The organism is Streptomyces sp. NPDC091682 (genome assembly GCF_044756625.1).
Taxonomy (GTDB): domain Bacteria; phylum Actinomycetota; class Actinomycetes; order Streptomycetales; family Streptomycetaceae; genus Streptomyces.
This window is the reverse complement of the sequence record NZ_JBIVTH010000019.1, coordinates 82,244-95,623: the sequence shown is the minus strand read 5'-3', so window position 1 is coordinate 95,623 and position 13,380 is coordinate 82,244. Positions and strand designations below refer to the sequence as shown.

The window sequence follows — 13,380 nt, the reverse complement described above, 5'->3', positions numbered from 1 at the left end:
AATGGGACGCGGCAAGTTTCGGATCTACCTGGGCTCGGCCCCCGGCGTCGGCAAGACGTACGCGATGCTCTCGGAGGGCCACCGACGGGTGGAGCGCGGCACCGATGTCGTCGTCGCCTTCGTCGAGCATCACCACCGTCCGCGCACCGAGGTGATGCTGCACGGCCTGGAGCAGATCGCACGGCGCGAACTGGAGTACCGGGAATCCACGTTCACCGAGATGGACGTCGATGCGATCCTCGCGCGTCGCCCCGCCGTCGCGCTGGTGGACGAGCTCGCCCACACCAACGTCCCCGGCTCGCGCAACACCAAACGCTGGCAGGACGTCGAGGAACTCCTCCAGGCCGGCATCGACGTCGTCTCCACCGTCAACATCCAGCACCTGGAGTCCCTCGGCGACGTCGTCGAGACCATCACGGGTGTGCGCCAGCGCGAGACGGTCCCCGACGAGGTCGTACGACGCGCCGACCAGATCGAGCTCGTCGACATGTCCCCGCAGGCCCTGCGCCGCCGCATGGCTCACGGCAACATCTACAAGCCCGACAAGGTCGACGCCGCCCTGTCCAACTACTTCCGCCCGGGCAACCTGACCGCCCTGCGCGAACTCGCCCTGCTGTGGGTCGCCGACCGCGTGGACGAGTACCTCCAGGAATACCGCGGCGAGCACAACATCCGCTCCACCTGGCAGGCCCGCGAACGCATCGTCGTCGGCCTCACCGGCGGCCCCGAGGGTCGTACGCTCATCCGCCGCGCGGCCCGCCTCGCCGAGAAGGGCGCCGGCGGGGAGGTTCTCGCCGTCTACATCGCCGCCAGCGACGGGCTGACATCCGCCTCGCCCAAGGAACTCGCCGTCCAGCGCACCCTGGTCGAGGACCTCGGCGGCACCTTCCACCACGTCATAGGCGACAGCATCCCCGACGCGCTGCTCGAGTTCGCACGCGGGGTCAACGCCACCCAGATCGTGCTCGGCGTCAGCCGCCGCCGCTCCTGGCAGTACGCCTTCAGCCCCGGCGTCAGCGCCACCGTCGCCCGCGAATCCGGACCCGACCTCGACGTCCACATCGTCACCCACGACGAGGCCGCCAAGGGCCGCCGCAGCCTGCCCGTCGCCCGCAGCGGACGGCTCGGCCGCTCCCGCCTCATCTGGGGCTGGATCGTCGGCATCGCCGGTCCCGCGCTCCTCGCGCTCCTCCTGAGCCAGGTCGTCCCCGACCTCGGCCTCGCCAACGACATGCTGCTCTTCCTCACCTTCACCGTGGCGGCAGCACTCCTGGGCGGCCTGCTCCCCGCCCTGGCTTCGGCGGCCTTCGGGTCGCTGCTCCTGAACTACTTTTTCACGCCGCCGGTCCACAAACTCACCATCGCCGACCCCAAGAACATCGTCGCCATCGCGATCTTCGTCGGCGTCGCCGTCTCCGTGGCCTCCGTGGTCGACCTCGCTGCCCGCCGCACCCACCAGGCAGCCCGGCTGCGCGCCGAATCTGAGATCCTCTCCTTCCTGGCCGGCAGCATCCTGCGCGGAGAGACCGCCCTCGACGCCCTGCTGGAGCGGGTGCGCGAAACGTTCGCCATGGATTCCGTGGCACTGCTGGAGCGTGGCAGCGAAGTCGACCCGTGGACCTGCGCGGGCAGCACGGGCACCAGTCCGGTCAGCCGCCCCGAGGACGCCGACGTCGACATGCCGATCGGCGAAAACATGGCGCTGGCCCTGACCGGCCGGGTCCTGCCCGCCGAGGACCGACGCGTGCTCGGCGCCTTCGCCGCCCAGGCAGCCGTCGTACTCGACCGACAGCGCCTGGTCGGCGAGGCCGAGGAGGCCCGTCGTCTCATCGAGGGCAACCAGATCCGCACCGCGCTCCTGGCCGCCGTCAGCCATGACCTGCGTACCCCGCTGGCCGGGATCAAGGTCTCCGTCACCTCGTTGCGCTCCACCGACGTGGACTGGTCCGAGGAGGACCGGGCCGAGCTCCTGAAGGGCATCGAGGACGGCGCCGACCGCCTCGACCACCTGGTCGGCAACCTCCTCGACATGTCCCGCCTCCAGACCGGCACCGTCACCCCGATCATCCGGGAGACCGACCTCGACGAGGTCGTCCCGATGGCCCTGGCCGGCGTACCCGATGACAGCGTCGACCTCGACATTCCCGAGACGCTCCCGATGGTCGCCGTCGACCGCGGCCTGCTGGAACGGGCCGTCGCCAACATCGTCGAGAACGCCGTCAAGTACAGCCCCGACGGCCAAGCCGTCCTCGTATCCGCGAGCGCCCTCGCCGACCGCCTCGAACTCCGCGTCGTCGACCGCGGCCCAGGCGTCCCCGACGAGGCCAAGAACCGCATATTCGAGCCCTTCCAGCGCTACGGAGACGCCCCCGCGGGTGTCGGCGTGGGCCTCGGCCTCGCGGTCGCCCGGGGCTTCCTGGAAGCCATGGACGGCACCCTGACCGCCGAAGACACCCCCGGCGGAGGCCTGACGATGGTCATCACCCTGCCCGTCAAGGGCGGGGCGCAGCCAGGACTCCCCCATCTCCCGGCCGACGCGACGACCTGATCCGCCCGGCCCGTGCCTTCGGGAACGGATTCAGAGTCTGGGGTCGGGAGTGGCCGGGTCGGCCTGACGCCCCGGGTGGAGCTGGACGCCTGTCATCAGGACGTCGAGGCCCCGCCGGGTCGTCGCGAGCACGACCCGGTCGCCGGCCCGCAGGACGCGGCCGTGCGGCGGGCGCCAGTCGAAGCCGGTCGCTCGGCGGCACGTACAGACCGCCCAGCGTGTCCGAAGCGGGACGGTACGCCGCCGAGCCATCCGACGACCCCGCCGCCGGCACGCGCCATTGGTTCTGCTTTAAGGCCTCGTGGATCGAGAAAGCCTCCAGCTCGGGGTGCCCACCCACGTCCACCACGGTGAACAGCAGCACCTCGCGCCCGGTCTGCATCACTCCGAGGACGTGGCGGCCCATCATCGCCGCCCCGACCGAGGGCGCCGCGAGGGCCGACACATTACGGCTGCAGGTCGCCCGTCAGTCAGGCCCCACGGCACGCCGTGCTGCGAGGGGCGCGGGAACGCCAGGCAGCGACAGGGTCATGGTCAGGCCGCCTCCGGGGGTGTCCTCGGGTGTCAGCGTGCCGCCCATCGCCTCGGTGAGTCCCCGGGAGAGTGCGAGCCCGAGCCCGACGCCCGTGGTGTTGTCGGTGTCGCCGAGGCGCTGGAACGGCACGAACGCGTTCTCGCGGTCCGCCTCGGGGATGCCGGGCCCACGGTCGACGACCCTGAACTCCACCCGGTCGTCGAGCGCGCTGGCCGTCAGTAGAACGCGCTGTCCGGGCGGGGTGTGCCGGGCGGCGTTGCTGAGCAGGTTGGCGACCACGCGCTCGAGCAGGGGTGGGTCGGCCAGCACGGCCGGTGCCTCTTCCACGCTCCGGATGTCGACGACCGGCGCATCTGCGGGCATTCCGTCCAGTGCGGCGGGCAGCACGTCCATCAGGTCCGTGGCTCGTAGGTCCAGCTTCAAGGCCCCGGCCTGCAGACGGCTCATGTCCAGGAGGTTCTCGACGAGGCGGTTGAGCCGGGCCATCGACTCGTCGGCGGTGGCCAGGAGTTCGGCCCGGTCCTCCTCGCTCCACTCCACGTCACGGGCGCGCAGGGACGCGATGGCGGCCCAGCCGGCCGCGAGGGGGGTCCTTAGATCGTGGCTGACCGCCGCGAGGAGAGCGGTACGCATCCGGTCGGCCGCCTTGACGGGTTCGACTTCGGCGGCCGCCTCGGCCAGGCGGGCCCGTTCGACCGCGACCGTGACGTGCGCGGCGAAGGCTGCCAGGACACGCCGGTCGGAGGCGGACAGCGGACGCCCCCGCAGTACGAGGTACCCGCCCTGGCCCACCGGGACCTCCGCGGACGGGGTGTTCTCCGCGGCCGGTTCGGCGGTGAGCTCGACGGCGTCCATCCCGAAGGTCTCCCTGGTCCGTTCGAGGAGCGCGGGAACGGCCTGGTCCCCCCGCACGATGGAGCCGGCGAGCGAGGACAGCGTCTCCGCCTCGGCCGTGGCCCTCGCGGCTCTGCGCGACAACCGCAGCGACCGGTCGATCGTCGCGGCGACGGTCCCCGCCACCACCGCGAACACCACCAGCGCGAGGATGTTGTTGGGCTCGGCGATCGTGAACCGGCCGACTGGCGGGATGAACCAGTAGTTCAGCAGGAGCGAGGCCGTCACGGACGCGACGAGGGCCGACACCACTCCGCCCACACAGGCCACCCCGACCACCGTCACCAGGAACAGCAGCGCCTCACTGGTGAGGTTGAGGCTGCCCCGGGTCTGATCGAGCAGAAAGGTGAGTGCGACCGGGAGCACGAGACCCAGTACCGGGCCTGCGATCAGGCGCGGGTTGGGCAACGTCCGCCGTCGCGAGGGCAGCAGTCTTCCGTGCCCGGCCCGTTCGTGCGTGACCATGTGGACGTCGATGTCCTCGGAGAGCGCGACGATCGTCTCACCCGTACCCCGCCCGGTGAGGAAGCGCTCGACGCGCCCTCGACGGCTCGTACCGATCACCAGCTGGGTGGCGTTCTCCGCGCGGGCGAACTCGGTGAGCGCCGTGGGCACATCGTCGCCGACCAGGGAGTGGTAGCTGCCGCCGAGGCTTTCGACCACCGCGCGCTGGCGGACCAGCGCCGAAGCCGACGCTCCCGCGGCCAGGCCGTCGCTGCGCGCTATGTGCACGGCGAGGAGGTCGCCGCCCGCCGAGCGGGCAGCGATCCTGGCCGCCCGCCGGATGATCGTTTCTCCCTCGGGCCCACCCGTGATCGCGACCACCACCCGTTCCCGGGTCTCCCACACTCCGCCTATGCCGTGCTCGACGCGGTACTTCTGCAGTGCCTCGTCCACGCGCCCGGCCACCCACAGCAGCGCCAGTTCCCGCAGCGCGGTGAGGTTTCCGACCCGGAAGTAGTGGGACAGCGCCGCGTCGACCTTCTCCGGGGCATAGATGTTCCCGTGCGCCATGCGCCGTCGCAGCGCCTCGGGTGGCAGGTCCACCAGCTCTATCTCGGCGGCCCTGCGCACCACTGCGTCCGGAACGGTCTCGTGCTGCGGGACCCGGGTGATCTTCTCGACGACGTCGCCCAGGGACTCCAGATGCTGGATGTTGACGGCCGTCACCACGTCGATCCCCGCCGCGAGGAGCGCCTCCACCTCCTGCCAGCGCTTGGCGTGGCTTCCGCCGGGAACGACGGAGTGGGCCAGTTCGTCGACGAGCGCCACCTCGGGCCGCCGTTCCAGAACGGCCGCCAGGTCCATCTCGGTGTACGAGCCTCCCCGGTACGTACGTACCACGCGTGGCAGGACCTCCAGGCCGGCCAGCCTCTCCTCGGTCAGGCGGCGTCCGTGACATTCGACGAAGGCCACGACCACGTCCGTGCCCCGGTCCGCCCGCCGGCGCCCCTCATCCAGCATCCGGTACGTCTTGCCCACGCCGGGGGCCGCCCCGAGAAAGACCTTCAGTCTTCCGGGCCGGACAACCGCCTCCGCCACGTCACGTGCCTCCTCACGCCGAAGAACGCCCCGGTCCACGAAGGGGCTCCCCCGGGTGGCAGAGGCGCACAAGTCCTGCTCACGCCCATCATCGGGCGGAATTCGGCCGGACCGTGGTTGAGCACGGAGACATTTACGCTGTCCTGACACAGTCCATGCGGATAAGGTGAAGGTGGTGTGCCGGGAAGCCTGGTCGGCGTGACGGGTCATGTGACCCCGATCTCGATTCCAGGGGTCCAAGGGGCGGAATGCGCATCGTCGGCACTGTCTTGTTTCTCGTCGTCCTCGCCACCCTCGTAGCGACCGGTGCCCGCCGCTGGCGCATACCGGCGCCCTCCTTGCTCGTCGTCGCGGGGCTCTTCGTCGCCCTGCTGCCCGGCGCCCCCGAGATACACATCACCCCCGAGATCATCGGCCTCGTCGTCCTGCCGCCCCTGCTGTACGCCAGTGCCGAGGAGCTGTCGTGGCGCGAGCTGCGTGCGGTGTGGAAGCCGGTGTCCGTGCTCGCCGTGGGTCTCATACTGGCCTCGGCCGCGGTGGTGGGGTTCGTGGCCTCCGCGCTGACTCCCCTGTCGTGGCAGATGGCGCTGGTCCTCGGGGCAGTTCTCGCGAGCACCGACCCCGTGGCGGTCACCGCACTCGGTCGGCGCCTCGCGCTGCCGCCCAGGGTCCAGGTCATGGTCCAGGCCGAGAGCCTGTTCAACGACGCCACCTCCCTCGTCCTCTTCCGGGTTGCGGTCAGCATCGCGATCGCTTCCTCGGCAGTCTCCTGGGGCAGCGCGGGCAGTGAGTTCGCCCTGCTCGCCGGAGGCGGCACCCTGATCGGGGCCGCGATCGCCGGCATCGTGATGCTGATCCGGCGCCGCATCGAGGACCCGGTCCTGGAAACGGTGGTCGCGCTCGTCACCCCGTACGCCGCCTACGTCCTGGCCGAGTCCGCCCACACCTCCGGCGTCACCTCCGTGGTCGTGGCCGGCGTCCTCGTGGGCGGCAGCGGCGATCGCCTGACCAGCGCACGCATCCGCCTCCAACTGCACGCCGTCTACGGCACGGTGATCTTCCTGCTCGAAAGCGTCGTGTTCAGCCTGATCGGGCTCTCCCTACCGGGCCTGATCCGCGAGCTGGGCGACGAGAACCGGCTCTGGCCGCTCTACGCACTGGCTCTGGCAGGCACCCTCATCACGGTACGGATCCTGTGGATCTTCCCGCTCTCCGCCCTCCTCCAGTGGAAGAACGGGAAGGCCAGAACCAACTGGCGGATCCCCGCCGTCCTGTCGTGGGCGGGAACCCGCGGTGTCATGCCTCTCGCCGCAGCCCTGTCCATCCCCGTCGCCGCCGCGGACGGATCCGCACTGGCTCAGCGCCCTTTGGTACTGGTCCTGACCTCGTCCGTCGTGATCGTCACCCTCGTCGTCCAGGGCTTCACCCTCACGGCGGTCGTCCGCCGCTCGGGGATCGGCCTCGAACCGGATCACACCGAACGCGAGGAGACCGGCGCTCGACTGAGCCTGGCCGAAGCGGGACTGCGCCGGCTGGACGAGCTCTCCGGTCTCGACGCCGCACCCCAGGCAGTGCTCGACCGCCTCCGCCGTGCGTTGCAGGCCCGCCGCGACCACGCCCGCGACCGGCTCGGCGACGACGAGGGACCGTACGAGTCCGCCGACCAGGTCTACCGCCACCTGCGACGCGACCTGATCAACGTCGAGGCAGCCGAACTCCGGCGCCTCTACGACGACCACCGCATCAGCGACACCACCCGCCGACAGCTCCAGCGCACGCTCGACCTCGAGGAAGCACGGCTCTCCGACCTGTGAGAGCCGCCCTGGGGCTACCCGGACATCGGGCTTGCGCCGGCACACCGCCTGGCCGTCAATTCATCGTCGGCGTCGCGCCCAAGAAGCGTCAGAAGTCCGTCAGGACCCCTATCGCCCACGACCTCGCTCCCGTTCGCTGGTGAGGTGGAAATCCTGGCGAGGGGTCGGGTCGAGTACGGGTGAGCACGGAGACTGCCGTAGGCGGTGTCATCGCGGTGAGCCTGGTCGGATATCTCGTCCTGGCGTTCCTCTACCCGGAGAAGTTCTGAGCAGGAGGTCGCGGACGAAGTGCTTGTGGTCGAGCACCGGGCGCACCGCGTGCCCTGGAGATCGCAGCGGCTGTCGGCTTGACCCTGCCCCAAGTGGTTGCCGTCGGCCTGATGTCGAGGGTCGAGGGTCGGTCCGGCGGCGGAGGCGCTGTTGAACTCCATCGGCTGCCCGCCCTCGGCGGCCGGCCACCTCCGGGCTCCCGCCGACCGGCCCGAGCGGCACGCCTCCCGGCGGAATCGTCGGGCTGCGCGGCAGAGTTCCGCGGGGTCTGTCGGGGCCGCGGTGCGGGCCACCGTCGCGTGCGCGGGCCGGGCGGTGCGGACGGCGGCCGTGGCCTGCGAACGGTTCCGCGTGAAGACGACGAGGTGCAGCACCGCGAACCGTGCAACACCGGCGAGTGCGGAGGCGGACAGGTAGACGATCTGTTCGAGCACCGCACCGGGCGCGGCCACCAGTCGCTGCAGGACGACCATCGCCGCGCAGGTCACGGCGTACGTGGCCGCCGCAGACCCGGCCGACTGTGCGTGCTGGTGCCAGGTCGCGCACGCGCCCGAGCCGAAGGTGAAGCGGGCGTGCAGCTCGGTGGCGAGGAGCGTGGAGCCCACGGCGATCAGGGCGTTGGCCAGGAACCAGGGAATCCAGGAGGCGAGCGCCACCACGGCGAAGCTGGAGGCGGCCCCCACCCCGCCGCCGCAGAGCACGAAGCGGGCGAAGGCGGTGAAGACGCCCGGTGCCGCCTGCTCCTGCCTCTGAGCTGTCTCCATGATCCGTCCCGTTCGATGGCTCACCTCGCGAAACGCACGCCGGGGTCGTGGTGCATGCCGTGACACCCGCCGCAGATGCTTCTGCCTGCCCTGACGTCGGCTGATGCCGACCCAGAACGCCTGAGAGGTTCGTTCCGGCCGGACCGCGAGCATGTTGATCCTCATGGCCAATCGGACCGGTCCTTTCAAGCCGCCGCCGGAGCACCCGTGGTGGAATCCGCCGTCGTTCGACAAGTCCTGACCGCTGGCATCGGGCGCACCCGCTCATGGAGTTCAGCAGCCACCACCCTGATCAGGTGATCATCCGGGGCCCTGACACCGTCCGCCGGGCGGGCGGAGGGGCGGTACCAGGGCCCGGATACCGCCCTGCCGCGCTACTTGGTTTCGAGGTCGCGGCGGGCCAGGCCCCGGAGGGCTGCCCACACGAGGGCGGCGGCGATCAGTGTGAGGATCACCAGGGGAGTCCAACGCATGTCCGCGGCGGGCAGCCGGGGGACGTGGCCGAACGGGGAGAGGTCGTTCAGCCAGCCGGGGAACTGCAGAAGCTGTCCCAGGTAGCCGATGGCGAAAGCGCTGACCGGGACGAACCAGGCCGCCGTGGCAGCCCGCGGGAACCAGCCGTAGAGGGCCGCGGTGATGCCCACGGTGACCCAGAGCGCCGGTGCGTAGGCCAGGGCCGCGCCCACGAGCTTGAGGAACAGATCGCCGTCACCGGTGGAGGCGGCACCGGAAATGCCGAGCCCGAGTCCGGCCACGAAGAGCAGCACGGTGCCACCGATCAGCGCGACGGCCAGATGGCTCCCGAGCCAGCCGGCGCGGGAAAGCCCGGTGGACAGTACGGGTTCGGCGCGCCCCGCGCTCTCCTCCGCTCGTGGGCGCAGCGCCGCGATGACGACGTACACGGAGGCGACCACGGCCACGATCGACATGACCATCGCGGCGAACGACTCGGCGACGGTGGCCCCACCGAGCCGTTTCAGTGCCTCCTGAATCTGGTCGATGTCCTTGAGCATGTCCTCGGCGTCCCCCAGGATCGAGCCGTACATCGATCCGAGGAGGAAAAGGCCGGCGCCGAAACCGATGAGCAGGCCGCGGTGCAGGCGCACAGCGAACCCGAACGGGCGGACCAGCGCCTCGGAGGCCGTGGGACGGCCGAGCCTGGCGGCGCGCAGGCCCGCGCCCACGTCCCGGCGGGTACTGAGAGCGAATCCGGTGGCGGCGCAGGCCGCCGCCAGCGCGAGGGACAGAAGCAGCGGCCACCAGCGGTTGTCGACGAAGACATAGGTGCGCTGAGCCCAGCCGATCGGGGAGAGCCAGGACAGCGTGTCGTTGCCCACGTCGCCCGAGGCACGGAGGGCGTAGGCGGCTCCGATGACGGCGAGCGCCATCCCGGAGGCCGCCCGGGAATGCGCGGTGATCTGCACGGTGATCGCCGCCACGCAGGCGAAGACGATGCCGACGCCGGCATGCGCGAGGCCGTAGAGCAGGGATCCACCGGTGTCGATTCCCTCGATGCCCATCCGACTCAGGCCGATGGTGAGGAGCAGGGCCAGGCCGAGGTTGGCGATGGCGGCCACGGCGAGCGCCGCTGCCAGATGCGCGTGGCGGCCGACGACGGTGGAGCGGACGAGTTCCGCGCGGCCGGTCTCCTCCTCGGTCCGGGTGTGCCGCGTGACGATGAGCACGCTCATCAGCGCGACCAGCACGGCGGCGAAACCGAGCATCCGGTGTCCGAGCATGGCACCGAAGGTGTAGTCGTCCAGGTAGTGCTGAGGCCCCGTCATGGCCATGGCGGCCGGGGTGTCCGAGCTCCGGGCGATCGCGGCGCGGTCGGCCGCGGTGGGGTAGAGCGTCTTGACGTTGTTCGCGGTGCCGGCGGTCGCGATGAACAGGGCGAACACCCATACCGGGATGCGGATGCGGTCCCGGCGCAGGTTGAACCGGACGAGGGTCGCGGTGCCGGCGAGGGTACCGCCCCCTGCCGAGGCGCGAACCGGAGCAGAGGCTCGGGAGGCCGTTGCGGTGCTCATCGGGCCGCACCGTCCGCAGTGGCGGAGTACCCGTTCGCGGCGAGTTCGTCGCCGTAGTGCCGCAGCATCAGCTCCTCCAGGGTCGGCGGGTGGCTGACGAGGCTCCGGAGTCCTGACTGGCTGAGCGCGCGCATCGCCTGGTCGAGGTGCTCGCCGTCCACGGCGAAGCGCACCCGGGCACCCTCGCTGCGCAGCTCGTGCACGCCCGGCAGACCCGCCAGACCTGTCGCGGGGAACGAGGTCTCGGCCTCGATCGTCGTACGTGTCAGGTGCCGCATCCCGCTCAGCGTGCCGGACTGGACGACCCGGCCCTGGCGGATGATGCTGACCCGGTCGCAGAGCCTCTCCACCTGGGCCAAGATGTGGCTGGACAGCAGGATGGTCCGGCCGGCGGCCTTGGCCTGGAGGATCACGTCCTGGAACACGACTTCCATCAGGGGGTCGAGTCCGGCGGTGGGCTCGTCGAGGAGCAGGAGTTCGGCGTCGGAGGCGAGAGCGGCAACGATGGCGACCTTCTGCCGGTTGCCCTTGGAGTAGGTGCGTCCCTTCTTCGTGGGGTCGAGGTCGAAGCGTTCGATCAACTCGTTCCGGCGCTGCTTGTCGAGTTTTCCGCGCAGCCGGGAGAGCAGGTCGATCGCCTCGCCGCCGGTCAGGTTCGGCCAGAGCTCCACGTCGCCCGGTACGTAGGCGAGCCGCCGGTGGAGTTCGACCGCGTGGCTCCAGGGGTCCTTGCCGAGCAGCTGCGCCGCGCCGGCGTCGGCGCGCAGGAGTCCGAGCAGGACCCGGATGGTGGTGGACTTCCCCGCGCCGTTCGGCCCGAGGAAGCCGTGAACCTCGCCCGTCTCGACACCGAGGTCGAGTCCGTCGAGGGCGTGGATCCGACCGAAGGACTTCCGCAGGTCGGACAGCATGATTGCCTTCGTCATACTTAAAAAGGTACGATACATTCACAAGATTGTGAAGATAAGGAACCGTTAAAATCGTGGGACCCGTCGAGTCGGAGGAGGACACAGCGTGTCGGTGGAAAAGACCCCGCAGGAAGCGGAGGCTGTCTCGGAGTTCGTTGAACGGTTCGCCTCCGAACTCGCCGAGGCGGGCATGCAGATGATGCCGGCGCGGATCTTCTCGTGTCTCATGGCCGAGGACAGCGGCGTCCTCACCTCGGCCGAACTCTCCGAGCGGCTGCATGTCAGCCCGGCGGCCGTCTCCGGAGCCATCGGCTATCTCGCCCGCGTCGGACTGGTGAGCAGGGAGCGCGAACCCGGCTCGCGGCGGGACCGCTACCGGGTACGCAACAACGCCTGGTTCGAATCGATGGCCCAGCGGGACGAGCTCATGCTGCGCTGGATCCGCGTTCTGAACGAAGGTGTCGACACCATCGGCGGAGGCACCCCGGCAGGCCAACGGCTCGCGGAAAGCAGCGAGTTCTTCGAGTTCCTGATGAACGAACTGACCGGCGTACTCGCGCGGTGGCGTGCACTCCAGAGCGAGCAGGCGGCCCGGACTCCATAGCTCCATGCCTGTTCTGGGGTCGGCGCTGGGGGGTGCCCCGGTGCGGTCCCACCGGACTCACCGTCACGCTGCGGCTGGCTGAACCAGCCCGATTGTCCGGTGAGAAAGGTGATGGGGTGTCCAAGCTCGACGTGTCTGCGATTCCGCCGCAGCCGAACGTGAACGACCCGGCCGTCTACGAGTGGTACCGCGCAATGCGGGACGAACACCCGGTCCATCAGGACCCCGTGACGGGGTGGTGGGTGGTCTACCGATACGCGGACGCCCGGCATGTCCTCACCCACCCCGAGATCTTCTCCTCGGAGATGCACCGGATGGGCTTCCCCGAGACGGGGCTGGAGAGCCTCCCCCAGATGGACCCGCCGCGGCACACGCGTGTGCGCCAGATCCTGAGTACGGCCTTTACGCCGCACTCGATATCCGGCTTCGAGCCGCAGATCATCCGCACCACGAACGAGATCATCGACGGGTTCATCGGCAAGGACGGCGTCGACCTGGTGGCGGAGCTCGCGTACACGGTTCCGATCGCGGTCATACTGGAGATCCTGGGGCTGCCGGCCGAGGACCGGCACCTCTTCTACCACTGGGCCCGCAAGGTCATGAACGTCACCCCCGAGGAAATGGCCCAGGAGGGCTTCGCGGAGGCGCTGGGCGAGCTCCAGCAGGAGGCCGTGTCGTACCTGCGCGAGAAGGTACGCGAGCGCCGCAACAAGCCGGGCGACGACATGCTCACCCGGCTCGCCAACGCCGAGCTCGACGGCGACCGGCTCACCGAGGACGAGACGGTGAACTTCGCGAACGTCATGTTCGCGGGCGGCCACATCAGCACGACGATGACGATCGCCAACTCGGTCGACCTGCTCGACCTGAACCCGCGGGCGATGGCCGAGGTGCGCGCCAACCCGGAACTGCTGGGACAGACGGTCGAGGAGGTGCTGCGCCACCGGCCTCCGATCACCACGGGCCTGCGGGCCTCCACCCGCGAGGTCGAGGTCGCCGGGGTGACGATTCCGGCCAACCAGCACGTGGCCGCGAGCTTCTGCTCCGCCAACCGCGACGAGCGCCAGTTCCCCGACCCGGAGTCGTTCGACATCCACCGCCGCAGCGAGGGGCGCCACTTCGGATTCGGCTTCGGCACGCACCACTGCATCGGCAACGCCCTGGGGCGCCTGGAGACCCGGCTCGTGCTGAAGGTCCTGCTCGACCGGTTCAAGGAGATCGCGGTCGACCGCGACGGCGACCTCGTCTGGGCCCTGCCCCCGCAGATGGTCGGCTTCGACCGGCTGCCCGTCGCCCTCCGGGCGGCCTGAGGCACCGACGTATCGCTGCCGTCTGCCGGACCTTCGGGTCCGGCAGACGGCAGCGGTGTTTTCAAGCCAACCTCCCCCGTGGAGATCCCCCTGCGCTTTCTTGATGGCGTCCAAACGGGCCACACCTGCCGGGTGGCTGTACCGTCTCGTCCGGTGCGCTC

At 70.3% G+C, this 13,380-nt stretch carries 8 protein-coding genes and 1 pseudogene; 5 read left to right on the top strand and 4 right to left on the bottom strand.

The window, feature by feature from the left end; translation table 11 throughout:
* Position 1: 1 nt before the first annotated feature.
* The gene (locus tag ACIQK6_RS33635) at positions 2 to 2,548 is read left to right on the top strand and encodes an ATP-binding protein (RefSeq protein WP_402696400.1); all 2,547 of its coding nucleotides are present in this window, start codon (positions 2 to 4) and stop codon (positions 2,546 to 2,548) included.
* Positions 2,549 to 3,014: 466 nt separating this feature from the next.
* On the opposite strand, the gene ACIQK6_RS33630 is transcribed toward ACIQK6_RS33635, so the two are convergent.
* Positions 3,015 to 5,519: an ATP-binding protein gene (locus tag ACIQK6_RS33630; RefSeq protein WP_402696399.1), complete on the bottom strand. Its 2,505-nt coding sequence runs from the start codon at positions 5,517 to 5,519 to the stop codon at positions 3,015 to 3,017.
* 248 nt (positions 5,520 to 5,767) lie between these two features.
* Here ACIQK6_RS33630 and ACIQK6_RS33625 point away from each other — a divergent pair, with 248 nt between their 5' ends.
* Entirely contained in the window at positions 5,768 to 7,333 is a 1,566-nt protein-coding gene (locus tag ACIQK6_RS33625) for a Na+/H+ antiporter (protein WP_402696398.1), read from the top strand.
* 179 nt (positions 7,334 to 7,512) lie between these two features.
* Positions 7,513 to 7,602 (top strand): K(+)-transporting ATPase subunit F, encoded by a 90-nt coding sequence (gene kdpF / locus ACIQK6_RS33620; protein ID WP_402696431.1) that lies wholly within the window; start codon positions 7,513 to 7,515, stop codon positions 7,600 to 7,602.
* Between the two features lie 243 nt (positions 7,603 to 7,845).
* Here kdpF and ACIQK6_RS33615 read toward each other — a convergent pair.
* From ACIQK6_RS33615 to ACIQK6_RS33605, 3 genes and pseudogenes are all read right to left on the bottom strand, one after another.
* Positions 7,846 to 8,367 (bottom strand): annotated as a pseudogene (locus ACIQK6_RS33615) (hypothetical protein); the annotation flags it as partial.
* A gap of 374 nt (positions 8,368 to 8,741) precedes the next feature.
* Positions 8,742 to 10,397 carry an ABC transporter permease gene (locus ACIQK6_RS33610; RefSeq protein ID WP_402696397.1) on the bottom strand — a complete coding sequence of 552 codons (1,656 nt, stop codon included), beginning with the start codon at positions 10,395 to 10,397 and terminating at the stop codon, positions 8,742 to 8,744.
* Entirely contained in the window at positions 10,394 to 11,323 is a 930-nt protein-coding gene (locus tag ACIQK6_RS33605) for an ATP-binding cassette domain-containing protein (RefSeq protein WP_402696396.1), read from the bottom strand. The genes ACIQK6_RS33610 and ACIQK6_RS33605 overlap by 4 nt, the downstream gene beginning before the upstream one ends.
* 88 nt (positions 11,324 to 11,411) lie before the next feature.
* Here ACIQK6_RS33605 and ACIQK6_RS33600 point away from each other — a divergent pair, with 88 nt between their 5' ends.
* Together ACIQK6_RS33600 and ACIQK6_RS33595 are read left to right on the top strand one after the other, a co-directional pair.
* Positions 11,412 to 11,909: a GbsR/MarR family transcriptional regulator gene (locus ACIQK6_RS33600; RefSeq protein WP_402696394.1), complete on the top strand. Its 498-nt coding sequence runs from the start codon at positions 11,412 to 11,414 to the stop codon at positions 11,907 to 11,909.
* A gap of 116 nt (positions 11,910 to 12,025) precedes the next feature.
* The gene (locus ACIQK6_RS33595) at positions 12,026 to 13,219 is read left to right on the top strand and encodes a cytochrome P450 (RefSeq protein WP_402696392.1); all 1,194 of its coding nucleotides are present in this window, start codon (positions 12,026 to 12,028) and stop codon (positions 13,217 to 13,219) included.
* The last annotated feature ends 161 nt before the right edge of the window (positions 13,220 to 13,380 follow it).

Coding starts and splice junctions, on each gene's coding strand:
- ACIQK6_RS33635 (WP_402696400.1), top strand. CDS start 2: ATGGGACGCGGCAAGTTTCGGATCTACCTGGGCTCGGCCCCCGGCGTC.
- ACIQK6_RS33625 (WP_402696398.1), top strand. CDS start 5,768: ATGCGCATCGTCGGCACTGTCTTGTTTCTCGTCGTCCTCGCCACCCTC.
- ACIQK6_RS33610 (WP_402696397.1), bottom strand. CDS start 10,397: ATGAGCACCGCAACGGCCTCCCGAGCCTCTGCTCCGGTTCGCGCCTCG.
- ACIQK6_RS33605 (WP_402696396.1), bottom strand. CDS start 11,323: ATGACGAAGGCAATCATGCTGTCCGACCTGCGGAAGTCCTTCGGTCGG.